Annotated in this window: 19 protein-coding genes and 1 tRNA gene; 8 read left to right on the top strand and 12 right to left on the bottom strand. The window is 69.8% G+C overall.

What is annotated here, in order from left to right:
- Positions 1-46 precede the first annotated feature (46 nt).
- The 6 genes from G3A44_RS19285 to xth all read left to right on the top strand — a co-directional run bounded on the left by G3A44_RS19285 (position 47) and on the right by xth (position 5787).
- Complete coding sequence (locus tag G3A44_RS19285; protein ID WP_163459387.1) at positions 47-1918, top strand: ABC transporter transmembrane domain-containing protein; 1872 nt, start codon at positions 47-49, stop codon at positions 1916-1918.
- The gene (locus G3A44_RS19280) at positions 1915-2748 is read left to right on the top strand and encodes a thymidylate synthase (RefSeq protein WP_163459386.1); all 834 of its coding nucleotides are present in this window, start codon (positions 1915-1917) and stop codon (positions 2746-2748) included. The genes G3A44_RS19285 and G3A44_RS19280 overlap by 4 nt, the downstream gene beginning before the upstream one ends.
- 198 nt (positions 2749-2946) lie before the next feature.
- Complete coding sequence (locus tag G3A44_RS19275) at positions 2947-3759, top strand: N-acyl amino acid synthase FeeM domain-containing protein (protein ID WP_239061976.1); 813 nt, start codon at positions 2947-2949, stop codon at positions 3757-3759.
- A gap of 57 nt (positions 3760-3816) precedes the next feature.
- Complete coding sequence (locus G3A44_RS19270; RefSeq protein WP_163459385.1) at positions 3817-4356, top strand: dihydrofolate reductase; 540 nt, start codon at positions 3817-3819, stop codon at positions 4354-4356.
- 36 nt (positions 4357-4392) lie between these two features.
- Complete coding sequence (locus G3A44_RS19265) at positions 4393-4968, top strand: DUF4337 domain-containing protein (protein WP_163459384.1); 576 nt, start codon at positions 4393-4395, stop codon at positions 4966-4968.
- Positions 4969-5013: 45 nt separating this feature from the next.
- The gene (xth, locus tag G3A44_RS19260) at positions 5014-5787 is read left to right on the top strand and encodes an exodeoxyribonuclease III (protein ID WP_163459383.1); all 774 of its coding nucleotides are present in this window, start codon (positions 5014-5016) and stop codon (positions 5785-5787) included.
- A 232-nt stretch (positions 5788-6019) separates the two neighbouring features.
- Here the strand turns inward: xth and G3A44_RS19255 are convergent.
- The 9 genes from G3A44_RS19255 to thrS form a co-directional block, all read right to left on the bottom strand.
- Positions 6020-6096, bottom strand: a tRNA-Pro gene (locus tag G3A44_RS19255).
- A gap of 28 nt (positions 6097-6124) precedes the next feature.
- Positions 6125-6619, bottom strand: coding sequence for a MerR family transcriptional regulator (locus G3A44_RS19250; protein WP_163459382.1), 495 nt, complete (start codon positions 6617-6619; stop codon positions 6125-6127).
- A 222-nt stretch (positions 6620-6841) separates the two neighbouring features.
- On the bottom strand, positions 6842-7216 hold the full coding sequence (locus G3A44_RS19245; RefSeq protein WP_163459381.1) for an integration host factor subunit alpha: 375 nt from the start codon (positions 7214-7216) through the stop codon (positions 6842-6844).
- Between the two features lie 45 nt (positions 7217-7261).
- Positions 7262-9685 (bottom strand): phenylalanine--tRNA ligase subunit beta, encoded by a 2424-nt coding sequence (gene pheT, locus G3A44_RS19240; protein ID WP_163459380.1) that lies wholly within the window; start codon positions 9683-9685, stop codon positions 7262-7264.
- Between the two features lie 61 nt (positions 9686-9746).
- Positions 9747-10802: a phenylalanine--tRNA ligase subunit alpha gene (gene pheS, locus G3A44_RS19235; RefSeq protein WP_163459379.1), complete on the bottom strand. Its 1056-nt coding sequence runs from the start codon at positions 10800-10802 to the stop codon at positions 9747-9749.
- A gap of 126 nt (positions 10803-10928) precedes the next feature.
- Complete coding sequence (gene rplT, locus G3A44_RS19230; protein ID WP_163459378.1) at positions 10929-11285, bottom strand: 50S ribosomal protein L20; 357 nt, start codon at positions 11283-11285, stop codon at positions 10929-10931.
- A 27-nt stretch (positions 11286-11312) separates the two neighbouring features.
- Entirely contained in the window at positions 11313-11516 is a 204-nt protein-coding gene (rpmI, locus tag G3A44_RS19225; protein ID WP_037483023.1) for a 50S ribosomal protein L35, read from the bottom strand.
- Between the two features lie 211 nt (positions 11517-11727).
- Positions 11728-12252: a translation initiation factor IF-3 gene (gene infC, locus G3A44_RS19220; protein WP_163459377.1), complete on the bottom strand. Its 525-nt coding sequence runs from the start codon at positions 12250-12252 to the stop codon at positions 11728-11730.
- A 106-nt stretch (positions 12253-12358) separates the two neighbouring features.
- Positions 12359-14278 carry a threonine--tRNA ligase gene (thrS, locus tag G3A44_RS19215; RefSeq protein WP_163459376.1) on the bottom strand — a complete coding sequence of 640 codons (1920 nt, stop codon included), beginning with the start codon at positions 14276-14278 and terminating at the stop codon, positions 12359-12361.
- 321 nt (positions 14279-14599) lie between these two features.
- On the opposite strand from thrS, the gene G3A44_RS19210 reads away from it, so the two are divergent.
- Complete coding sequence (locus G3A44_RS19210; protein ID WP_163459375.1) at positions 14600-16231, top strand: GMC family oxidoreductase; 1632 nt, start codon at positions 14600-14602, stop codon at positions 16229-16231.
- Between the two features lie 23 nt (positions 16232-16254).
- On the opposite strand, the gene G3A44_RS19205 is transcribed toward G3A44_RS19210, so the two are convergent.
- Positions 16255-17355 (bottom strand): patatin-like phospholipase family protein, encoded by a 1101-nt coding sequence (locus G3A44_RS19205; RefSeq protein ID WP_163459374.1) that lies wholly within the window; start codon positions 17353-17355, stop codon positions 16255-16257.
- A 47-nt stretch (positions 17356-17402) separates the two neighbouring features.
- Positions 17403-19775, bottom strand: coding sequence for a Tex family protein (locus G3A44_RS19200; protein WP_163459373.1), 2373 nt, complete (start codon positions 19773-19775; stop codon positions 17403-17405).
- Positions 19776-19999: 224 nt separating this feature from the next.
- Between G3A44_RS19200 and G3A44_RS19195 the strand changes: the two genes are divergently transcribed.
- Complete coding sequence (locus tag G3A44_RS19195; protein ID WP_163459372.1) at positions 20000-20632, top strand: response regulator; 633 nt, start codon at positions 20000-20002, stop codon at positions 20630-20632.
- 34 nt (positions 20633-20666) lie between these two features.
- On the opposite strand, the gene G3A44_RS19190 is transcribed toward G3A44_RS19195, so the two are convergent.
- A partial coding sequence (locus tag G3A44_RS19190; RefSeq protein ID WP_203561483.1) for an alkaline phosphatase D family protein occupies positions 20667-24618 on the bottom strand: 3952 nt, incomplete at its 5' end.

Genomic DNA, 24618 nt, shown 5'->3' with positions numbered 1-24618 from the left:
GCGGCGCCCCCCGCAGGACCTGTGGCCTTGCCTACACTGCCCGCCCATGTCCAAACCCCCCGCCTCCGGCGAGCGCCCGCGCGGCCAGTCGCCCCGATCCCTCTCAGGCCTGCTGCCCTTCCTGCGCCCCTACCGCCTGCAGATCGGCCTGGCGGTCCTCTTCCTGGTGCTGGCCGCAGCCGCCACCCTGGCGCTGCCGGTGGCCCTGCGCACCCTGGTGGACCAGGGCCTGGTGCATCCGGACCTGGCGGCGGCCGACCCCGGCACCCGGGTGATGGCGCTGCGCGGCCACTTCGGCCTGCTGTTTGCGGTGGGGGCGGCGCTGGGCCTGTTCTCGGCGCTGCGCTTCTACACCGTCACCTGGCTGGGCGAGCGCGTCACCGCCGACCTGCGCAGCGCGGTGTATGCCCATGTGGTGCGCCAGAGCCCGGAGTTCTTCGAGACCACGGCCACCGGCGAGGTGCTCTCGCGCCTGACCACCGACACCACGCTGGTGCAGGCTGTGGTGGGCTCCTCGCTCAGCCTGGGCTTGCGCAACCTGGTGATGGGTCTGGGAGCGCTGCTCATGCTGGTGGTGACCAACCCGGCGGTCATGGCCCAGGTGCTGGGGATCCTGGTCGTGGTGGTGTTGCCGGCGGTGGTGTTCGGTCGCCGGGTGCGCCGTCTGTCCCGCGCCAGCCAGGACCGGGTGGCCGACGCCAGCGCCGTGGCCGCCGAGGTGCTCAACGCCGTGCCGGTGGTGCAGAGCTACACCCAGGAAAGCCGCGAGGCCCAGCGCTTTGCCGCCGCCAGCGAAGCGGCCTTTGACACCGCCCGGCGCCGCTCGCGCATCCGCGCCCTGCTGGTGGGCTTCATCATCACCGCCACCTTCGGCGCGCTGCTCTGGGGCCTGTACCTGGGCACGCAGGCGGTGCTGCACGGCGACATCAGCGCAGGCCACCTGGGGCAGACGGTGCTCTACGTCATCGTCTTCGTGGGTTCGGTGGCGGTGCTCTCCGAGGTCTATGGCGACCTGCTGCGCGCGGCCGGTGCCACCGAGCGCCTGATGGAGCTGCTGGCCGCCTGCTCACCCGTCCAGGCCCCGGCCCAGCCAGTCCCCTTGCCCGCCACGCGGGGCGGCTCCGCGGTGCGTCTGGCCGGCGTGCGCTTCCACTATCCCTCGCGGCCCGCCCAGGCGGCGCTGGACGCCCTGGATCTGGAGGTTCGTCCCGGCGAGACCGTGGCCCTGGTGGGGCCCAGCGGCGCGGGCAAGAGCACCGTCTTCCAGCTGCTGCTGCGCTACTACGACGTGGCCGCCGGCCAGGTGCAGGTGGACGGTGTGGACGTGCGCCAGGCCGGTCTGGAAGCGCTGCGCGCGCGCATCGGCATCGTGCCGCAAGACAGCGTCATCTTCTCCACCAGTGCGATGGAGAACATCCGCTACGGCCGGCCCGAGGCCAGCGACGAGGAGGTCATCGCCGCCGCCCGCGCCGCCTTCGCCGACGAGTTCATCCGCGCCCTGCCCGAGGGCTACCAGAGCTTCCTGGGCGAGCGCGGCGTGCGCCTGTCCGGGGGACAGCGCCAGCGCATCAGCATCGCCCGCGCCATCCTCAAGAACCCGCCCCTGCTGCTGCTGGACGAGGCCACCAGCGCGCTCGACACCGAGAGCGAGCGCATGGTGCAGGCCGCCCTGGAGGCGGCCATGAAAGACCGCACCACCCTGGTCATCGCCCACCGCCTGGCGACGGTGCAGCGCGCCGACCGCATCATCGTGCTGGACCACGGCCGCATCGTGGAAACCGGCTCCCATGCCGAGCTGGTGACCCGGGGCGGCCTGTATGCCCGGCTGGCGGCCATGCAGTTCGACACGCCTCGATCAGGGCCACCCGCCGCCCGCGATAATCCGCGCCCCGACCTTCTCGCCCCCGCACCGCCGTGACCGACCGCCCCATCCGCTCGCAGTACGAAGACTTCATGCGCCATGTGTGGGAACACGGCGTGGCCAAGGGGGACCGGACCGGCACCGGCACCCGCAGCGTGTTCGGCCACCAGATGCGCTTCAACCTGCAGGAAGGCTTTCCGCTGGTGACCACCAAGAAGGTGCACCTGAAAAGCATCATCCTGGAACTGCTGTGGTTCCTGCGCGGTGACAGCAACGTGAAGTGGCTGCAGGAGCGCGGCTGCACCATCTGGGACGAGTGGGCGCGCGACGATGGCGAACTCGGCCCCGTCTACGGCGTGCAGTGGCGCAACTGGCCCAAACCCGATGGCGGCCACATCGACCAGATCAGCGAGGTGGTGCAGCAGCTCACCACCAACCCGGACAGCCGCCGCATCATCGTCAGCGCCTGGAACGTCGCCGACCTGGGCCAGATGGCCCTGATGCCCTGCCACGCCTTCTTCCAGTTCTACGTGGCACCGGCCACCACACCGGGCGGCCGCGGCACCCTGAGCTGCCAGCTGTACCAGCGCAGCGCCGACATCTTCCTGGGAGTGCCGTTCAACATCGCCAGCTACGCCCTGCTGACCCACATGCTGGCGCAGCAGTGTGATCTGGAGGTGGGCGACTTCATCTGGACCGGCGGCGACTGCCACCTCTACACCAACCATTTCGAGCAGGTGCAGACCCAGCTGGCCCGCTCGCCCCTGCCCTACCCGGTGCTGCACATCAAACGGCGGCCGGCGTCGATCTTCGACTACCAGTTCGAGGACTTCGAGGTGCTGGACTACCAGCACCATCCGGCCATCAAGGCGCCAGTCGCCGTCTGACCTGACCCGACCACCGCTGCCCGGCGGCCCACCCGCGCCCCTTTCCCACCGCATCCCTGCTCTGTCGCAGCCCGTCAGGCCCACGCCTGCCACCTAGCGCAGCACAACCCCTGCCTTTTGCGTTAATAACTGCACCTCCCGACGTGTTCTGCGGCCCTTGAGGCGCCGCAGCGCTCCCTAGGCTCTGGACATCGCCGCATGGCGATGACCCTCCCTACCGCCCAGGAGCCCACCATGAACGACGTCGTGTTCCCGCCAGCTGCCGCGCCGCTTGACCAGCCCTCGCCGGCCTCACTGAGCCTCCAGTGCCGCCAGCGCCTCCAAAGCTCGGCGCCACCGTCAACCGCACGCCCGCGCCAGTCCCTGAGCTTTCATTTGCACCCCTGCCAAGGCCCTGAAGACCTGGCCGCCGCCTGTGCCGTGCGGGCCGAAGCCTACGGGCGTCGCCTGCCGGACTGGCGGCAGGCCCTGGCCGAAGCCGATGCGCTGGACCTGGCCCCCGAGACCTTGGTGCTGCTGTGCCGCGACAAGGCCAGCGGGCGTGCGGTGGGCACCGCTCGCATGCAGTTCAGCCACCAAGGCCCCCTGATGCTGGAAGCCAGCGTCGAGCTGCCGGCCCACCTGCGACAGCAAGCCCGCGCCGAGGTGACGCGCCTGGCCGTCATGCCCGACGCTGATGCGCAGGTGCGACTGGCCCTGATGAAGGCCACCTGGTTGGTGGCCGAGGCCCGCGGCCTGCGCTGGCTGGTCATCGGCGCCCGCCGGGCGGCGCTGATCCGCATCTACCAGCGCATCGGCTTTGCCAATGTCTGGTCCGACGACCATTGGGTGCCCCTGGCCCACGCCGGGCAGCTGCCACACCGCATCCTGAGCCTCGATGTGGCCCACATCCGGCGTGAGTGGGCGCACCGCGACCATCCGCTGCTGGGCTTCATGACGGGCACAGACCACCCGGACATCGACCTGCAAACCCCCGCTCTCCCCGCATCGGCCTGGCCGCTGGCGGCCTGAGCGCCGCGCAGGCGGCGACCCGGGCGGTCGGACGCCTCCGGCTGCGAAAATGCGCCGATGCCCTTCGACCTCTCCGCCTCCCGCCTCTGCCTGGTCGCCGCCGTGGCCCAGAACGGCGTCATCGGCCTGGACAACCGCCTGCCCTGGCACCTGCCGGAAGACCTGGCCCACTTCAAGCGGCTGACGACCGGCCATGCCGTCCTGATGGGCCGCAAGACCTGGGACTCCTTGCCGCCGCGCTTTCGCCCCTTGCCCGGCCGACGCAACCTGGTGCTCACCCGGCAACCCGACTGGCAGGCCGACGGGGCCGAACCTTGCCACGCCCTGGACCAGGCCCTGGCCCTGGGCGCCGCTGAGGCCGGCCCACTGTTCGTCATCGGCGGCGCCGAGCTCTACCGGGCCGCGCTGCCCGCCGCCGACACCCTGGTGCTGACCGAGATTGGCCAGCCCATGGCCGGCGATGCGTACTTTCCGGCCTGGCCGCGAGAGGCTTTCGACGAGGTTGAACGCCTGCCCGGCACCAGCGCCCACGACCCCGGCCTGCACTTTGCCTTCGTCACCTACCGCCGCCGCGCCCGCATCACGCCAACGGCCTGACCCCTTTCCACCTCACCTTCAACCAGAAAGAAACCCATGTCCGGACACGGATTCCACGTCCACGGCCCTCACGACCATGAACTGGAGCACGCCGCCCAGCACGAACCGGCAGGCATGGCCGGCCAGCTGGCGGTGATCACCGCCATCCTGGCCTGCATCGGCGCCCTGTTCTCCTACCAAGGTGGTGCCACCCAGGCCAATGCCGCCCTGTACAAGAACAACGCGGCCATCAAGAAGACCGAGGCCTCCAACCAGTGGAACTACTACCAGGCCAAGAGCGGCAAGCAGAACCTGGCCGAACTGGCCCTGACCCTGGTGCCTGACGACAAGAAATCCGCCTATCAGCAGGAGATCGCGCGCTACAAAACCGAGAAGGCTGACATCAAGGTCCAGGCCGAGAAGCTGGAGGCGGAGTCCAGGGACTGGGACAAACAGTCCGAGGCCCAGATGCACCAGCATCACCGCTGGGCACAGGCCACCACCCTGCTGCAGATCGCCATCGCCCTGGCCGCCATCGCCCTGCTGACCAAGCGGCGCTGGCTGGAATGGGCCACCATCGGCTCCGGCATCGCCGGGGTCGGTATCGGCATCCTCGCCTGGCTCCACATCTGAGCGCACGCTCCCACTGCCCCGCCCCCCGCCCACAAGGACACCCGCATGCAACTCGCCACCTGGAACGTCAACTCCCTGGGGGTGCGCCTGCCACAGCTGCTGGACTGGCTGTCCACCCACCCGGTGGACGCGCTGGTGCTGCAGGAAACCAAGCTCACCGACGACAAGTTTCCTGTCGCCGAGCTGCAGGCCGCCGGCTACGAAGTGGCCTTCCATGGCCAGAAGACCTACAACGGCGTGGCCCTGCTGGCCCGCGCCGGCGCTGGGCTGGACGAGGTGCAGCGCAACATCCCAGGCTTCGCCGACGAGCAGGCCCGGGTGATCGCCGGCACGGTGGGAGGCATCCGGGTCATCGGTGGCTACTTCCCCAACGGGCAGGCCCCCGACTCGGACAAGTTCACCTACAAGATGGCGTGGCTGCAAGCGCTGCGCGACTGGCTGGCCGGCGAGCTGGTGCGTCACCCACGGCTGGTGCTCATGGGTGACTTCAACATCGCCCCCGAGGACCGTGACGTCCATGACCCCGCCGCCTGGGCCGGCCAGATCCATTGCACGCCCGAGGAGCGCGGGCACTTCCAGGCCTTGCTGAGCCTGGGCCTGCACGACGCCTTCCGACTGTTCGAGCAGCCCCCGAAGAGCTGGAGCTGGTGGGACTACCGCAACTTGGCCTTCCGCAAGAACCAGGGCCTGCGCATCGACCACATCCTGGTCAGCCAAGCGCTGCGCCCCCAGGTCAAGGACTGCACCATCGACAAGCAGCCCCGTCGAAACGAACGCCCGAGCGACCACACGCCCGTGGTGGTGACGCTGTCGGACTGACCACGCAGCAGGCTGCCGCCACCGGGGCTTGCACCGCGCGCAGCCCGCCTGGCTGCGGCAAGCCCACCCTCGGACGCGCTGGCAGCCGCCTTTGGCTGCACAGGCCGCGGCGCACCGCGCTGCCCCACACCAGCAGACACGCACCCGCCATTCGCGGGTCGATCTTTCGAAAAATTCGGCCGGCCAGAATGCAAAAAGCCCGGTTCCTTTTGGAACCGGGCTCTGCATTTCTTGGTCGGGGTGGCGGGATTCGAACTCGCGACCCCTTGCACCCCATGCAAGTGCGCTACCAGGCTGCGCTACACCCCGACTGAAAGATAGCATTATAGGCACGACATTACGGGTCCTGCAAGAGTTTTTTGATGTTTTTGAGTTCGGTCCGAAAAAAGGCCCAATCGACCACGCCAGGCGTGCCCTCAACCGCCTCTGGCGCCTGCACAGAGGCCGCAAGAGGGACGGACTCGTCCGCCGCCATCTCAACCGAGGTCCCGCCCACCGCGCCAAGGGCCATCGCCTCCCCGGCCTCCGGCATGGCGTCGACCGCCTCGGGCCCTGCAGGACCGCTGCCGCCCCCCAGCTGGTTGCGCGCCCCGCTGATGGTGAAGCCCTGCTCGTAGAGCAGTTCACGGATGCGGCGCACGAGCAGCAGCTCATGGTGCTGGTAATAGCGTCGGTTGCCGCGTCGCTTCATCGGACGCAGCTGGCTGAACTCCTGCTCCCAGTAGCGCAGCACATACGGCTTGACGGCGCAGAGCTCCGCCACCTCACCGATGGTGAAGTAGCGCTTGGCGGGAATGTCTGGCAGGGACTCTGCACCTCGCTCAACGGTCATGGCGGTCGGGGGAGTCGTCTCTCGGTGGGGAAGGCGGCGGGCGCTTCAGGAAAGCGCCCGGAAGGGCGCAACGGCTTGGCGCCCAAACCGGCAAGGGTAGCGCAGCGGGCCACATTTGCGTAGCGCGAAACATTTGGGCAAAGCCCGGGTTGCAGCACCTCCCCCGCAAACGAAACGCCCCTCACAAGGAGGGGCGTTGACCACGGGGGGCTGGAAACCGGCTCAGGCCCCGTCGTCGGGCGGCAGCTCGCCCTGGACGATGTCCTTGAGCTTGTGACTGGCGTGGAAGGTCACCACTTGGCGGGCCGCGATCGGAATGAGCTCACCGGTGCGCGGGTTGCGGCCGGGTCGCGGGGCCTTGCGGCGAATGGTGAAGTTGCCAAAGCCTGAGAGCTTGACATCGGACCCCGCCACCAGGGTGCTGCTGACGATGTCGAAGAAGCCGTCCACCATGTCCTTGGATTCACGCTTGTTCAGGCCCAGCCGCTCGAACAACAGTTCAGACAGCTCAGCCTTGGTGAGCGTGGGGGTCTCCACCTCGGTGAGGATGGGACCGTCGATCAGGGGGCGCTCCGCGCCCGGCTCGTTCTTGCTCATGGATCCGTCGTCTCCCTCGCTTGCGCGGCGTTCCATCCTGCGGACTCAGGCGCGCAGACGTGCGCCATGGGCCTGGGCCGCACGCTGCACGGCGCTGGCGACTGTCGCCTCAATGCGCTCCTCGGTCAACGTGGCGTCGTCGTCACGCAACTCCAGGCGCACCGCCATGCTGCGCTCACCCGCGGCGATGTCAGCCGTGGGTTGCGACGGGCGGTAGATGTCGAACAGCACCGCCTGCCGGATGAGCTGCTGCGGGTCATCCTGCAGGCTGGCCATCAGCGCGTCATGCGGCACGCCCTCGGCCACCACCAGCGCCAGGTCGCGCAGCACCGACTGCTGGCGCGGCACCGGCTGGGCGACCGGCACCACCCGCTGCTGCACGGCATCCAGATCCAGCTCGAACAGCACCGGCGCACTGGGCAGGTCATAGGCCTGGCGCCACTTCGGGTGCAGTTCACCGATGTGACCGACGGACACCCCATCCAGCAACACCTCGGCGCAGCGACCGGGATGCAGCGCCGGATGCTCAGCCGCACGGAAGGTGGCGCGACGCGGCGCCATCAGCGCCTCCAGATCCCCCTTCAGGTCGAAGAAGTCCACGGCCTTCTCCGGCACGCCCCACTGGGCGCAGGCCTTGGGGCCCCAGGCCAGGGCCGCCACCTTCATGGGCTGGCGCACGCCGGCCACCGTGCTGACGGTGGAGGCCACGCTGGCATCGCGTACGAAGACACGGCCCAGCTCGAACACGCGCACGCGCGGCGCCTTGCGGGCCAGGTTGTACTTGAGCACCTGGATCAGGCTGCCCACCAAGCTGGAGCGCATCACCGCCAGCGGTGCGGCGATGGGGTTGAGCACCTGGATGGGGTGGGCGTTGCCCGCCAGCTCCTGCTCCCAGCGGGCCTCGACGAAGCTGAAGTTGATCGTCTCCTGGAAATCCAGGGCGGCCAGGGCGTGGCGCACGGTGTGACGGCTGCGCTGGGCTTCCACCCGCACGCGGGCCGACACCGGCGCCAGTGGCGGAGTCTGCGGCAGCTTGTCAAAGCCGATGACCCGCGCCACTTCCTCGATCAGGTCTTCCTCGATGGCGATGTCAAAGCGCCAGCTCGGCGGCGTGACGGTGAGCGTGCCCTCGCCTTCGGTGAAGGACAGGCCCAGGCGGCCGAGCACACCGGCGCAGTCGGCCTGGCTCACGGGCATGCCGATCACCTTGCTGGCCCGGGCCACGCGCAGCGTCACCGGCGCGCGCTGCGGCATGGCCGGCTGCTGGTCGTCGATGGGGCCGGCCTCACCGCCGCAAATGGACTGCACCAGGGCAGTGATGCGCTCGATGTGCTCCACGGTGCCCACCGGGTCCACGCCCCGCTCGAAGCGGTGGCCGGCATCGGTGGAGAAGTTGTAGCGGCGCGAGCGGCCGGCCACCGCGGCCGGCCACCAGAAGGCGGCCTCGATGTAGATGTTGCGGGTGTCGTCAGACACCGCGGTGGCGTCGCCGCCCATGATGCCGGCCAGCGATTCCACCGCCTGCTCGTCGGCGATGATGCCCACCTGGGCATCCAGCGTCACGGTGTTGCCGTTGAGCAGCTTGAGCGTCTCGCCCTCGCGCGCCCAGCGCACCTGCAGGCCGCCTTGGATCTTGTCGAGGTCAAAGATGTGGCTGGGGCGGCCATACTCGAACATCACATAGTTGGAGATGTCCACCAGCGGGCTGACCGTGCGCTGGCCGCAGCGGGCCAGGCGCTGCACCATCCAGTCGGGCGTCTGGGCCTTGGGGTTGACGCCCCGCACCACCCGGCCGGAGAAACGGCCGCACAGGTCGGTGTGTTCGATGCGCACCGGCAACTGCTGGTCATGCTGCGGCGCCACGGCGGCGATGGCGGGTGTGGTCAGCGGCGTGCCGGTCAGGGCCGAGACTTCACGGGCAATGCCGTACACGCTCAAGCAGTGCGCCAGGTTGGGCGTGAGCTTGAGGGTGAACAGGGTGTCGTCGAGCTGCAGGTACTCGCGGAGGTTGGTGCCCACCGGCGCATCGGCCGGCAGCTCCAGCAGGCCGCCGTGGTCTTCGCTGAGCTTGAGCTCGCGGGCGGAGCACAGCATGCCAAAACTCTCCACACCGCGCAGCTTGCCCTTGCCGATCTTGAAAGGCTTGCCGTCCTCGCCTGGGGGCAGCTCAGCCCCCACCGTGGCCAGGGGAATCTTGATGCCGGCACGGGCGTTGGGGGCGCCGCAGACGATCTGCAGCGGGCCATCCGGGCTGAAGGGGCCGGCATGGACCTTGCACACCCGCAGCTTGTCGGCATTGGGATGCTGCTCAGCCTCCAGGATCTCGGCCACCACGATGCCGGTGAACGGCGGGGCGGCGGGTGCCATCTCCTCCACCTCCAGGCCGGCCATGGTCAGCAGGTCGGCCAGGGCTTGGGTAGACAGCGGCGGGTTGCAGAACTCGCGCAACCAGGACTCGGGGAATTGCATGTTGATGCTCTTCGGATCAGGTGTTCGTGCGGGGGGGCGGCACCGGCCGCCCAGGTTCAGCTCAGCGGAACTGCGACAGGAAGCGCAGGTCGCCGTCGAAGAACAGCCGCAGGTCGTTGACGCCGTAGCGCAGCATGGTCAGGCGGTCCGGGCCCATGCCGAAGGCGAAGCCGATGTAGCGCTCCGGATCCAGGCCGAAGTTGCGCACCACGTTCGGATGCACCTGTCCCGAGCCGGCCACCTCCAGCCAGCGGCCCTTGAGCGGTCCGGAGCCGAAGGCGATGTCCACCTCGGCCGACGGCTCGGTGAACGGGAAGAACGAGGGACGGAAGCGGATGTCGAGCTCGTCAGTCTCGAAGAAGGTGCGGAAGAAGTCGGCGAAGACGACCTTCAGGTCTTTGAAACTCACGTTCTCGCCGATCCACAGGCCTTCGCACTGGTGGAACATCGGCGAATGGGTGGCGTCGGAGTCCACGCGGTAGGTGCGGCCCGGCGCAATGACGCGGATCTCGGGCATAGGCAGACCCGCATCCAGGCGCGCACGGTGCGTCTGCACATGCTGCACCGCATAGCGCACCTGCATCGGGCTGGTGTGGGTGCGCAGCAGATGACCGGAGCCGTCCGGCGCTTGGGTGTCCACGTAGAAGGTGTCATGCATCGAACGCGCGGGGTGATCCGCCGGCGTGTTCAGTGCGGTGAAGTTGAACCAGTCCTCCTCGATCTCGGGACCGTCGGCCACGTCAAAGCCCATCGAGCCGAAGATGGCCTCGATGCGCTCCATGGTGCGGGAGACCGGATGCAGCCCCCCCGTGCCCCGCAGGCGACCCGGCAGCGTGACGTCCAGCGACTCGGCCTTGAGCTGCGCCAGCAACTCGGCGTCGGCCAGTGCCTGTCGGCGGGCGTTGAGCAGGGCCTCGATCTTCTGCTTGGCGACGTTGATCTCGGCACCACGGGCCTTCTTCTCCTCGTGCGGGAGCGCAGCCATGCCCTTGAGCAGTTCAGTGACCTGGCCGGCCTTGCCCAGGTAGCGCGCCTTGGCGTTCTCCAGGTCGGCGGGCGTGGCGGCGGCGGCGAAGTCGGCCTCGGCCCGGCTCACCAGTTGATCGAGTTCGTTCATCGTGGGGGCGTGCAGCGCAAGGCGTGCAGCGGAGGACAAATGAAAAAAGGCCGTCCCGGTGGGTGACGGCCTTGGAGGTCGGACGGGCGCACCGCCGGCGGGGCCAGCGGTGGCACCGAGTCGGGATCAGCTCAGCTGGGCCTTCACCTTGTCGACGATGGCGGCAAAACCAGCCGGATCGTGGATGGCCATGTCCGACAGCACCTTGCGGTCCAGCTCGATCTGGGCCTTCTTCAGGCCGGCGATGAAGCGGCTGTAGGTCAGGCCCAGACCACGCGCGGCGGCGTTGATACGGGCGATCCACAGCTGGCGGAACACGCGCTTCTTGGTGCGGCGGTCACGGTAGGCGTACTGGCCCGCCTTCATCACCGCCTGCTTGGCGATGCGGAAGACGTTCTTGCGGCGACCGCGGAAACCCTTGGCCAGGGCGAGGATCTTCTTGTGACGAGCGCGGGCGGTAACACCACGTTTGACGCGAGGCATGTTCTAACTCCTTGTGTCTGAGGTGGATTACAGGCCGGCGAACGGCAGCATCTGAGCCATGTGGCCCATGTTGGTCTCGTGCACGTTGGCAGCACCGCGCAGTTGACGCTTGGTCTTGGTGGACTTCTTGGTCAGGATGTGACGCTTGAAGGCCTGACCGCGCTTGACGGTACCGCCCGGACGCACGCGAAAGCGCTTCTTGGCGCTGCTCTTGGTCTTCATCTTGGGCATGACTGCTCCTTGTAGGTGACCCCTGCAGGCGACCGCCGACGACCGGCGGTGCTTGTTGGCCTGCAACGGCTTGGACGTCCGCCGCACACCGGCACAAGCCGGCACACCACGGACAACGCCACTGGCAGCGACCAACCGCCAGCAGCAAACCCCGCATTATCGCGGGAAAAATGGAATCTCGTGAAGTGGCGGCCGCCGCAGCGGCCCGGGATCACTTCTTCTTGGGCGCCAGCACCATGATCATCTGGCGGCCTTCGAGCTTGGGCATGTGCTCGACCACCGCCACATCCGCCAGTTCCTCGCGGATGCGCTCCAGCATCTTCATGCCAAGCTCCTGGTGGGTGATCTCACGACCGCGGAAGCGCAGCGTGACCTTGCCCTTGTCGCCATCCTCGGCGATGAAGCGCCGCAGGTTGCGCAGCTTGATGTCGAAGTCGTTGTCGTCCGTGCCTGGACGGAACTTCACTTCCTTGACTTCGATGACCTTCTGCTTGGCCTTGGCCTCGGCGGCCTTCTTCTGCTCCTGATACTTGAACTTGCCGTAGTCCATCAGGCGGCAGACCGGGGGATCGGCCTGGGCGGCGATCTCCACCAGATCCACGTCGGCCTCGGCCGACATGCGCAGGGCGTCCTGGATGGCGACGATGCCCAGCGGCTCGTTGTTGACGCCGTTCAGGCGCACATGCAGGGCCGTGATTTCGCGGTTGAGTCGATGCTTGCGCTCGACGTTCGGCATCCGCCGGTCGGCAAAGGTAGCGATGGTGCAAACCCTCAAAAGGCCCCCAGGCAAGCGGGGGGACTGGTGTATGAATGAAACCGGTGCGAGAAAACCGGGGTGAACCTCAGACCTTGGACGCCATGTCGCTGGCGAGCTTCTCTTGGAAGTCGGACAGCGACATCACGCCCAGGTCCTTGTTGCCCCGGGCACGCACCGCGACGGCCCCGCTTGCCTTTTCCTTGTCGCCAACGACGAGGATGTACGGAACCTTTTGCATCGAGTGCTCGCGGATTTTATAGGTGATCTTGTCATGGCGTAAATCTGCCACCGCCCGAACACCCTGCTTCTGGAGTGTTCTGACCACATCTTGCACGTAGTCTGCCTGCGCATCGGTGATGCCGGCCACCGCCACCTGCGTGGGAGCCAGCCAGACGGGCAGGGCGCCCGCATGCTGCTCGATCAAGATGCCCAGGAACCGCTCCAGGCTGCCCACGATCGCCCGGTGGAGCATCACCGGACGGTGGCGCTGACCATCCTCGCCAACGAACTCCGCATCCAGGCGCTCGGGCAGGTTGGGATCCACCTGGATGGTGCCGCATTGCCATTGGCGGCCCAGTGCGTCCTTGAGCGTGTACTCGATCTTGGGGCCGTAGAAGGCGCCCTCGCCGGGCAGGTACTCGAAGTCGCAGCCGGCGGCCTTCAGGCCTTGTGCGAGCGCGGCCTCCGCCTTGTCCCAGCTTTCCTCGGTGCCGATGCGCTTCTCGGGGCGGGTCGAGAGCTTGTAGAGGATGTCGGTGAAGCCGAAGTCGGCGTACACCTTCTTGAGCAACGCGGTGAAGGCAGCCACCTCGGACTGGATCATGTCCTCCGTGCAGAAGATGTGGCCATCGTCCTGGGTGAAGCCCCGTACGCGCATGATGCCGTGCAGGCCGCCGGTGGGCTCGTTGCGGTGGCACTGACCGAACTCGCCGTAGCGCAGCGGCAGGTCACGGTAGCTCTTCACACCCTGCTTGAAGATGAGGATGTGGCCGGGACAGTTCATCGGCTTGAGCGCATAGTCACGCTTCTCCGACTCCGTCGTGAACATGTTCTCGCGGTATTTATCCCAGTGGCCGGTCTTCTCCCAGAGGGTCTTGTCCAGGATCTGCGGCCCCTTGACCTCCAGATAGCCGTTCTCGCGGTACACACGGCGCATGTACTGCTCGACCTCCTGCCACAGGGTCCAGCCCTTGGGGTGCCAGAACACGGTGCCCGGACTGTGCTCGTCGATGTGGAACAGGTCCAGCTCGCGGCCGAGCTTGCGGTGGTCGCGCTTCTCGGCCTCCTCCAGCATGGTCAGGTACTGCTGCAGGTCGTCCTTGCTGGCCCAGGCCGTGCCGTACACCCGCTGCAGCATCTCGTTGCGGTGGTCGCCGCGCCAGTAGGCGCCGGCCACCTTCATCAGCTTGAAGTGCTTGAGTTTGCCGGTGCTGGGCACATGGGGGCCGCGGCACAGGTCCTCGAAGGCACCTTCGCGGTACAGGCTCACCTCCTGATCGGCCGGGATGCTGCCGATGATCTCGGCCTTGTAGTGTTCGCCCAGGCCCTTGAAGTAATCGACAGCCTCATCGCGGGGCAGCACGCGGCGCACCACCGGTTCGTCCTTCTTGGCCAGCTCGGTCATCTTCTTCTCGATGGTGGCCAGGTCCTCGGGGGTGAAGGAGCGCTTGTACGAGAAGTCGTAGTAGAAGCCGTTGTCGACCACCGGGCCGATGGTGACCTGGGCCTCGGGGAACAACTCCTTGACGGCATAGGCCAGCAGGTGGGCCGTGGAGTGGCGGATCAGCTCCAGGCCCTCGGGCTGCTTGTCGGTGATGATGGCCAGGGCCGTGTCTTGCGCCAGGAGGAAGCTGGTATCCACCAGGCGGGCGGCCTCGCCCGAGCCCACCTTGCCGCCCAGCGCCGCCTTGGCCAGGCCTGTGCCGATGGAGGCGGCCACGTCGGCCACGGTCAGGGGTGCCGGGTACTCGCGTTTCGAGCCATCGGGCAGGGTGATCGTGATCATGCAAAGCTCCTGGGGCGGGTGGCGCGCGGGGCCCGGACGGGCCGGCGACGGTGCACCCTGCTGGAAAACAAAAACGCGGCCTGGAGGCCGCGTCTTGGGGGGTATGGGCTGGCGCAGGAATGCGCAGGAGTTGAGCCGCGGCCGACTAAACCTCTTCCGGATGGGAGGGAGTAGTTCGCGGTGTCATAACCCGTGCTGCCTTTCCAAGTCCTGATGCCGGTTGAAAGTGGCAAGTATAAGCCGGCCCCCCGGGCTTGTGCCGAGGCGTGGCCGTCGCCAGCCGGCGAACATGGCGCATCCCGCCGGTCCTGGGGAGTGCGCATGGATTTCGACTACGTCATCGTCGGCGGCGGCAGCGCCGGTTGTGTGCTGGCTGCCCGACTGAGCGAGGACCCGGAGGTGCGGGTGGCCCTGCTGGAGGCCGGCCCCGCCGACACCAGCCGGCAGGTGCAGTGGCCGGCGGGCCTGGCGGTGATGGCACGCACCGGCAGCCACAACTGGGGCCTGGAGACCACCCCGCAGCCGGGCCTGAACGGACGCCGGGGCTACCAGCCGCGGGGCAAGGTGCTGGGCGGCTCCGGCTCGGTCAATGCCATGGTCTACGTGCGCGGCCACCCCAGCGACTATGACCACTGGCGCGACCACGGCGCCCCAGGCTGGGGCTGGCGCGAGGTGCTACCGTGGTTCCGCCGGGCGGAGCACAACGAGCGCGGCGCCAGCCGCTGGCATGGCACAGGCGGTCCGCTCAATGTGGCCGACCTGCGCAGCCCGCCGGCCCTGCGCGAGGCCTTCATCCATGCCGGGGTCCAGGCCGGCTGGGCCCACAACCCGGACTTCAACGGGCCGGAACTCGAAGGCGTGGGGGCGTACCAGGTGACCCAGCGCGACGGTCAGCGCTGCAGCACCGCCCGTGCCTACCTCAGCCCGCACCTGGAGCGTCCCAACCTGAAGGTCTACACCTGGGCGGAAGTGCAGGACCTGGTGGTGGAGGACGGGCGTGTCAGAGGCGTGCGTGTGCGCCTGGCAGGCGACCTGCAGACGCTGCAGGCCCGCCATGAGGTGCTGTTGTGCGCCGGTGCCCTGCTCTCGCCGGCAGTGCTGCTGCGCTCGGGTATCGGAGAGCCGGCTGAGCTGCTGCGGCTGGGCCTGCCGGTGCGGCATGCGCTGCCGGGTGTGGGCCTCGGCCTGCACGACCACCCCGACGTGGTGCTGGCGGTGCAGGCCCCCCAGGCCACCGGGGGAGTGGCGCTCTCGGTGGATGGCCTGGCCGCCCTGGCGCGGGCCTGGGGCCCCTGGCGCCGGGAGCGGCGCGGGTTGATCAGCACCAACTTTGCCGAGGCCGGCGGATTCCTGCGCAGCCATGAGGAGGAGACGGTGCCAGACCTGCAGTGGCATTTCGTGGTGGCCCAACTGGTGGACCATGGCCGGGAGCTGGTGTGGGGCAACGGCTTCTCGCTCCATGTGTGCCTGTTGCAGCCGCGCAGCCGGGGTCGGGTCAGCCTGGAGAGTCCGCATGCCGAGGTACCGCCGCGCATCGATCCGGCCTTCCTGAGCGACCCCGATGACCTGGACCGCCTGGTGCGGGGCGTGCAGCTCAGCCGCCGGGTGCTGGCCCAACCGGCCCTGATGGCCTTGGGCGGTGTGGAGCGGGCCGCGTCGCGCGCGGCCCGGACCGAGAACGAGATCGCCGCCTTCATCCGCGAACACGCCGACACCATCTACCACCCGGTGGGCAGCTGCCGCATGGGCCAGGACCGGCTGGCCGTCGTGTCGCCGACGCTGCGGGTGCAGGGCCTGCACGGCCTGCGGGTGGTGGACGCCTCGGTGATGCCGCGCATCGTCAGCGGCAACACCCATGCCGCAGTGGTGATGATTGCCGAGCGCGCTGCGGCCATGGTGCGTGCCGCCCGCCTGGGCCGGGACGAAATGGCGGCGGCCACCCTGCCTGCCTGAGCGCCCCGCGCGCCTGCCCCCCGTCAGGGCAAGGGCGCAATGGGTGGCACGGGGCCGCCCGCCAGCCAGTCGGACAGCTCGTCGGCCAGGCGCTGGCTCTCGGCCACGGCTTGGCGCCAGGCGCGCATGCGGCCGGGCAGGTCCTGGGCATAGACCTTGAAGTCCTGGCGGTCGGGCAATTTGGCGTTGGGCAGGCGTGCCAGCCACTCCGGCCGCGGCGCCAGCACGATGACCCGGTCCAGCGCCGGCGTGGCGCCATGACGCCAGGACAGCGACTTGTCCAGCCAACCCGGCACCAGCGTGGGCTGAAAGTGCGGATACAGCGCCCAGCCCGGGTCCTGCCCCGGCGCGGGGGCACCCAGCCGGTCGTAGCGAAGATGGAAGTGGTAGTCGGTGATGCCGCCATCCCAATAGGCACCGGGCGGGCCGCCAGGAATGTCATGCACCGCCTGCAGCCAGAACGGGATCGAGCAGCTGGCCAGCACGGCGGGAAGCAGGTTGCCGGCGGTCAGCGCCACCTGCTGGCCAGGAAAGTCGTCCAGCGGCAGGGGCAGCGGGCTGCGCGGGTCGGAAAACACCACCCGCTCCAGCCAGCGGGCCATGGCCGGACGGCGCCACACATTGGCCGCCAGGGCCAGGCCGTAGCCCAGCCCCGTGCGCCAGCGCGCGCCCTCCCGCTGCAGCCAACGGCCTCGGCCGTGACTGGTGAAGACATGCAGCCGGTACTGCGGATGGGCCAGCAGCGCCGCGCCCTGCCCGCCCAGGTGGGCCGCCAAGGTCTGGCCAAACACCTGGCTGACCGTGGCCGCGGTAGGCGCCTGGCCCGGTGCGTGCGGATAGTCCTGGGTGATGTAGTCCGCTGTCAGGCGGTCCAGCGCCGCCACCGGGTCGGGCAGGCAGGCCGCCGCCAGGCGCCAGGCGCCGATGGACGCCCCCAGCAGGTGCACGGTGTGCCCGCCCTGGGGCAGCCAGTGGCCGAACAGGAAGCGGTCCATCGGCCCCAGGATCAAGCCCTTGGGCCCCCCGGCAGCGCCGGGCACCACCCGCACCTCCTGCGGGCGCAGGGGTCCCTCACGCAGACGCGCCAGGGCGGCCGGTCCGGCCAGGATCTGCAGGGCCTTCATGGGCGTGACCTGGGCAACGTTTGACGCGGGGACCGCCGAAGGCGCGCTCAGCGCTTGAGCTTGGCGAAGGCCGCCGCCATGGCGCCCTGGGCCGCCGGCTGCGGGGCACCGCGTCCGCCCCCACCGGCTCCACCCGCCCCACGCCCTGCCCCTTCGCGCTCCTGCCGGCCGGCGGGCTGGAAGCGGTTGTCGCCCCGGCCACCCGGCTTGGCGCCCGGCTGGGCGTCCATCTTCATGGTCAGGCTGATGCGCTTGCGGGCCAGGTCCACCTCCAGCACCTTGACCTTGACGATGTCGCCGGTCTTGACCACCTCACGGGCGTCGCTCACGAACTTGTGGGACAGCTGGCTCACATGCACCAGGCCGTCCTGGTGCACGCCCAGGTCAACAAAGGCGCCGAACTGGGCGACGTTGGACACCGTGCCCTCCAGCACCATGCCCTCCTGCAGGTCCTTGATGTCTTCCACGCCGTCGTTGAATCGGGCCACCTTGAAGTCGGGACGCGGATCGCGGCCAGGCTTCTCCAGCTCGATCAGGATGTCCTTGACGGTGATGGCACCGAACCTGGCATCGGCAAAAGCCTCGGGCCGCAGCTTGCGCAGCACGTCCGCATTGCCGATCAGCTCGGCCACCGGCCGACCCGCGGCGGTGATGATCTTCTCCACCACCGGGTAGGTCTCGGGGTGCACGCCGGAGAGGTCCAGCGGGTTGTCGCCGCCCCGGATGCGCAGGAAGCCCGCCGCCTGCTCAAAGGTCTTGGGACCCAGCCCCGTCACCTGCAGCAGCTGCTGGCGGTTGGCAAAGGCGCCGTGGGCGTCGCGCCAGCGCACGATGCTGTTGGCCACCGTGTTGGACAGTCCCGAGACCTGGGCCAGCAGCGGGGCGGACGCGGTGTTCAGGTCCACGCCCACGGAGTTCACGCAGTCCTCCACCACGGCGTCCAGGGTGCGGGCCAACTCGCTCTGGTTGACGTCGTGCTGGTACTGGCCCACGCCAATGCTCTTGGGCTCGATCTTCACCAGCTCGGCCAGCGGGTCCTGCAGGCGACGGGCAATCGAGACGGCGCCCCGCAGGCTCACGTCCAGGTCCGGCAGCTCCTTGCTGGCGAATTCGCTGGCGGAGTAGACCGAGGCGCCCGCTTCGCTCACCACCACCTTCTCCAGCTTCACGTCCGGCGCCAGGGCGGCGACGCGCTTGATCAGGTCGGCGGCCAGCTTGTCGGTCTCTCGGCTGGCGGTGCCGTTGCCAATGGCGATCAGGTTCACCCCATGGGTGGCCACCAGCTTGCCCAGGGTGTGCAGGCTGCCCTCCCAGTCGCACTTGGGCTCATGCGGGTACACGGTGGCGGTGGCCAGCACCTTGCCGGTGTCGCTCACCACGGCCACCTTCACGCCGGTGCGGATGCCCGGGTCCAGACCCATGACCACGCGCTTGCCGGCCGGGGCGGCCAGCAGCAGGTCGCGCAGGTTCTCGGCAAAGACCTTGATGGCCACTTTCTCCGCCTCCTCGCGCAGGCGGGCAAAGAGATCGCGCTCCAGGCTCAGCGCCAGCTTGACCTTCCAGGTCCAGGCCACGGTCTTGCGGATCAGTTCATCGCCGGGCCGTTTGCTGTGGCGCCAGCCCAGGTGGTGGGCGATGCGGCCTTCGGCCAGGGTCGGCTGGCCCGGCACCACCTCTTCGTCCAGCACCAGCTTGGCGTCCAGGATTTCCAGGGTGCGGCCACGGAACACGGCCAAGGCACGGTGGCTGGGCACGGTGCGGATGGGCTCGTCGTACTCGAAGTAGTCGCGGAACTTGGCATGGTCGGCGTGGTGGGGGTCCTTGCCCTCCACCAGCTTGGACCGGAGCAGGCCCTCGTCCCACAGCCACGTGCGCAGCTTGCCGACCAGCGCGGCGTCTTCGGCCCAACGCTCGGCCAGCAGGTCGCGCACGCCGTCCAGCACGGCGTAGGCGTCGGCAAAGCCGGCCTCTGCCAGCTTGGCCGCGCCGCCTTCGTAGGCGGCCACAAAGGCCTGCGCCTGGGTCAGCGGGTCCAGCGTGGGATCGGCAAAGAGCTGGTCGGCCAAGGGCTCCAGCCCGGCCTCCCGGGCGATCAGGCCCTTGGTGCGACGCTTGACCTTGAAGGGCAGGTAGAGGTCTTCGAGCTCCTGCTTGGTCGGCGCGGCGTCGATGGCGGCACGCAGCTCGGGCGTGAGCTTGCCCTGCTCGTCGATGCTCTTGAGCACGGCAGCGCGGCGGTCCTCCAGCTCGCGCAGGTAGGCCAGGCGGGCCTCCAGCTCGCGCAGCTGGATGTCGTCCAGGCCCTCGGTGGCCTCCTTGCGGTAGCGGGCGATGAAGGGCACGGTGGCCCCGCCATCCAGCAGGTTGACGGCGGCATTGACTTGCGCGGGGCGAACTTTCAGTTCGGCCGCGATCTGCATGAGGATCTTCTGGGCGGTGTCCAAGGCAGGCAGCAGGCGGGATTCAGGAAGCGCGCGAGTGTGCCAGAAGCAGCCCCAGCGACCGGACCCGGTGGCGGCACTCCAAACGGAGGATTCACGGTGCGGCGGGCCTGGGCATACTGCCGGACTTCGTGTACGGCGGCGTGCCGGGCCCTGCCCGCCTGCCGCCCAAACTTCCTGTACGCCACCGTCTGCCGCCACGCATGAAGATCCTGCTCATCGACGATCATTCGCTGTTCCGTGAAGGCCTGGAGCTGCTGCTGCAGCGCCTGGATCCCCGGATGCAGGTGGTCCATGCGGCCACCCTGGAGGCAGGGCTGGCCCATCTGCAGGCCACGTCGCCACCCGATCTGGTCTGCACCGACCTGAACTTGCCTGGCGTCAGCGGCCTGACCGCCTTGGTGCGGGTGCATGAGGTGGCGCCCGATGTGCCGGTGGTGGTGCTGGCCGGCGGCGAGGACCCGGCCGTGGTCCGCCAGGCCATCGAGCAGGGCGCGCTGGGCTACATCCCCAAGTCCCACGACTCCGTGGACCTGTCCAAGGCCCTGGCCCAGGTGCTGCAGGGCGGGGTGTACCTGCCCGCCTTGGCGCTGGCCAGCGAGTACCAGGAGGAGCAGCAACCCAACTTCACCCCGCGCCAGCGCGAGGTGCTGCTGCGCCTGGTGCAGGGCAAGTCCAACAAGACCATCGCCCGTGAGCTGGGCATCTCCGACACCACCGTCAAGACCCATGTGGCCGTGGTGCTGCAGGTGCTGGGGGTGCACAGCCGGGCCCAGGCGGTCTATGCCGTGGCCCGCATGGGGCTGCGCCTGGCCGAACTGCCCGCCGTGGCCTGAGCCCAGCGGTTCCGGGACACGAGACCGGCGCCGCTCAAAGCGTCAGCGTCCAGTCCACCTCCTGCACGGCCTGAGGGTCGTCAAACAGCTCCAGGCGGCGCAACCGCGCCCGGAACCGGACCTGGTAGCCGCCCTCACACCGCTGCACCGACAGCCGGCCCAGGCCGCTGCCCCGCCGCACCTCCAGCGGCTCCAGGGCCAGGCCGTCAGGCAGCTCCTCCTGCCAGTGGAGGTCCTCGGCCCGGGCGTCGGCAAAGGGCAGCGGCGCAAACAGCGGCGGCACCACCAGGCAGGCACCCAGCGGCATGCCCTGCCGCTGCAGGCGCGCGGCTGCACAGAGGTGGTAATCCCCCGACAGCAGCAGGAAGCGCGCCGCGCCCAGGCTCTGCGCATGGGCCTGGGCCAGGGCCTGCAGCAGGCGGTAGCGCTCGGCCGGACGGGCCTGCAGGGTGTCCACCTGCCCGGCCTGCATGGGGGTGTGACGCCACAGGCCGGGCAGCAGCACCGAGCCGGTGGCCAGCACCTGGAGCTGCCCGGTGCGCGGCGCCTCGGCCAGCCACCGCGTCACCGCGTCCCACTGTCCGGGGCTGAACAGCGCGCCGGGGTCGCCATCGGGCGTGGCGGGCCGACGGTGACTGCGGGTGTCCAGCACCAGCAGGCGCACCGGCCCCAGCGAAAGCTGCCACGCCCCGTCGGCCACCTGCCAACCCCGGGTGTGGGCGAACTGGTAGGCCCGCAGCGCCTGGTGGGCCACGGCCCGGGTGACCCCCTGAGCCCGTCGATGGTGCGCCGGCGGCGCCTTGACCAGCGGCGCCCCGTCGGGGTGGTTGTCGATGAATTCATGGTCATCAGGCACCAACAGGCTGGGCAAGCCCGCCAGCCAGTCGCCCAGGCCGGCAGGGCGCGGCCCGCCCAGGGGATCGGGCCGCCGCCGGGAGAAGGCCTGCCGGTAACGGTCCCAGTAGCGCTCCACCGGGCTCAGGGCGTCGGCAAAGCCGGCGGTGGCGTCGGCATAGATCTGGTCGCCCAGCAACAGGGCCAGGGCAGGCGCGGCGGCGCCTTCACGCTGGGCCTGCTCCAGGTCCGCCAGCCAAGTGTCCACCCGTGCCGCGTCCACGGCGAAGCCCGGATAGCGGCAGCTGCCCACCGCGAGGTGACAGGTCCCGTCGTCCTCCGGCCTCAACCAAGGCTGCAGGACCGCGGGCGCCAGCTGCGCCAGACGCTGTTCGGGATGCTCGGGACGCAGACGCAGGATGGACGCGGTGCGCTGGTGCGGCCGGTCTTCCTCGGCCAGGTCCTGCAGGCGCCGGCGGCGCCCCTGCCACAGGGCCTCGAGCCAGGCCGCCAGCGCCGGGCCGGGCTGCGCCAGGTCCAGGCCGGGGGGACAGGGCAGGACGTCCGCGGGCCAGGGTGCGCCGTCACCCACGATCACCTCATGCACGGTGAAGGCCTCCAGCGCCAGGCCCCCGCGGTCGGCCAGCCCCGCCGTCGGCAGGGCCAGTGCGCCGCTGGCCACGCGGCGCTGGGCCACATCGCGGCGCCAGGACGGTTGCTGCCCCCCAAGGTCGCCGGTCAGCGCCGGGCAGTCCTCCAGTGCCAGCGCGTGCAGCCCGGCGGCCAGGGGATCGCCCAGCCCGCCCGGGTGGCTGCGCACCCAGGCCCAGGTGCGGTCGCCGGCAGCGGCCTGCGGGCCGCGCTGACCATCGCTGAAGCGGTCATCCACCCGGAAGGCGAGTTCCAGGTGGAGCCGCCCCGCCTCCCGCCGCAGGCCGCCAAGGCAGGGCCCGTCCAGCGGCAGGCGCAGGGTGGCGCCCAGACGGTGGGGCCGGGGGCGGGGCACGTCCTGGGTGCCCAGGTGGTCCAGCGCGCGCACCAGGGGCTCGAACACGTCGGCACGGGCCTGCTGGCCGATGAGCACATCCAGATGGCCATAGCCGGGGACGATGAAGGCGGCGCGCGCCGGGTGCTGCGGCCCTTCGGGCTGGCCCAGGGCGCGGGCCACCAGGTCGGCCAACTCCGGATGGACCCGGGCGTAGTGGGCCGCGCTGCGGCGGGCGCTTTCCACGTCGAACAATTCGTTCTCCTGCCCGTGCAGGAAGATAAGGGGCAGGCGGAAATGGCGCAGCACCTGGCGGTCGCTGACATAGGCCGGGGCGCCGTCCTCGTTGACCAGGTGCTCGGCCTCGGTGCAACGGGCGGCGTGGGCAAACAGGCGCAGGTTGGCATCGCCGAACAGCCGTGGCAGGTCACGGTGGGTGGCATAGGCCAGGTTGCGGTGTTTGAACAGCGGCGCCTCGATGTAGCGGATGCGGCGGCAGGTGGCGCAGTCGTCCTCGTCGTGATCGCCCTCGGCCCGGGCGGGGCACTGCTCCTGCGGCGCGATGGGCAGGGCACTGAAGAGTCGGTCGGCCATGGCCAGCAGACCGCTCTCGGCGCCATCGCGCACCGCAAACGGCACCCGCGGCAGCCGCAGGGTGTCGCGCAGGAAGGCAGGCAGCCAGGTGCGGGCCCGGGTGAGGGGCGACGCCACGCAATGGGGATGGGTCTGCGAGATCACCAGCCCCGCCAGGGCGGGCGGCTGGCCTGGGGGCTGCAGGCGCCCGGCCAGCAGGGCCATGGCACTGGCCGCCGCCCCGATGCACTGGGCAATGGCAAAGACCTGCAGGGGCGCCTGCCCGGGACCGTCCCCCAGTTCGCGGGCCAGCACCTGGCGGACATGTCGCACCGCGGCGGGCAGGTCGTAGCGGGCGATCTGGTCAATGGTGGACGGCAGGTGGTGCGCCGGCAGCCGGGTGCTGAGCCGGTGGTCCAGCACCCAGACTTCGTAGCCGGACTCCACCAGCGTGCCGGCCAGGCTCTGCGGCGCGGAGTCCAGGGTAAAGCTACGGCCCGACTGGCCGAAGGCGTGGACCAGCAGCACGCTGCGCACCCGACGCACCGGCTGATCCTGCCAATGCCCGGCCTGCACCGTGGGCGGCCGGTCAGGCTGGGCGCGGTAGCGGTGCAGGCGCAGGGCGATGCGGCGGCGCAGGTCCTGCCCGGGTGGATCGCTGCTGGACAGGCCGAGCGGAACCTCCAGCTTGTAGGTGCGGGGAATGAGCCGGTGCTCGCGGCCGTCCTGCCACACACGCAGGGTCAGCTCGTCGGTCGAGGCCCCGTCGCGCTGGGGCCGGCCGGAGCGTACGGGCAGACGGAAGTCGATCAGGCGGGTCTTGACCAGCAGTCGGCCGAAGACCCCGGGGTACGCGGCCAGCGCCAGCAAGGCGCTGGGCAGGTCGCCCCCGCCGGTCAGGCGCAGCGGCAGCTCGCCGAGCATCTGCCGCAGGTCCATGGGCCAGCGTCGGGTGTCGGCCTGCAGGCGGCCGCCAGCGTCGGTCAGCCGCACCTGCAGCTGCGTGACCTGCTCCAGGTAGCTGGGCCGCAGGCGGGGGGCCGGCCCGGTGCGACCCCGCCAGCGCCAGCCCAGGCGCTGCAGGCCCCAATCCCAGAGTTCGCCCCAACTGGCGCCGGGGTCCACGGTCTTGAGCCCATGCAGGTGCAGCTCGGTCGGCAGCGCCTGGCGCCAGCGGCCGCCGGGGTCGTGGACCACATCCTGCAGGGCCAGGGTGAGGCGGTAGCGCATCTCGCGCCGCTCACTGGCCTGGACGACCACCTTCAGCCCGGCCCACCACTCGCCCCAGGTGTCCATGGCGGGATCGCCTTCACGGCGGGCCGGCGGCAGGCAGCGGTGCAGGATGAGGGCGGTGAGCGCCACGCGCAGCAGGATGCCCCGTTGGCGCACCGACACGGCCAAGTGGCCCAGGTGCGCCAGCGCGGCGAGTGCCCGCCCGGCGGGCTGCAGGCCACGCGGCAAGGCCTGCGGCCAGGTCCAGCGCCGGGCCGGGACCACCGGCTGCACCAGCGTGGCCAGGCCGGCCTGCGGCAGCACGGCATAGGTGGCCAGCGGTGCGGGCGACGACGGCCCGGCGGCCCCGGCGCCGGGCGGC

Source organism: Ideonella livida, assembly GCF_010499455.1.
In the GTDB taxonomy this organism is placed as follows: Bacteria; Pseudomonadota; Gammaproteobacteria; order Burkholderiales; family Burkholderiaceae_C; genus Ideonella; species Ideonella livida.
The sequence above is the reverse complement of the archived record's forward strand: the minus strand, read 5'-3'. Positions and strand labels throughout refer to the sequence as shown.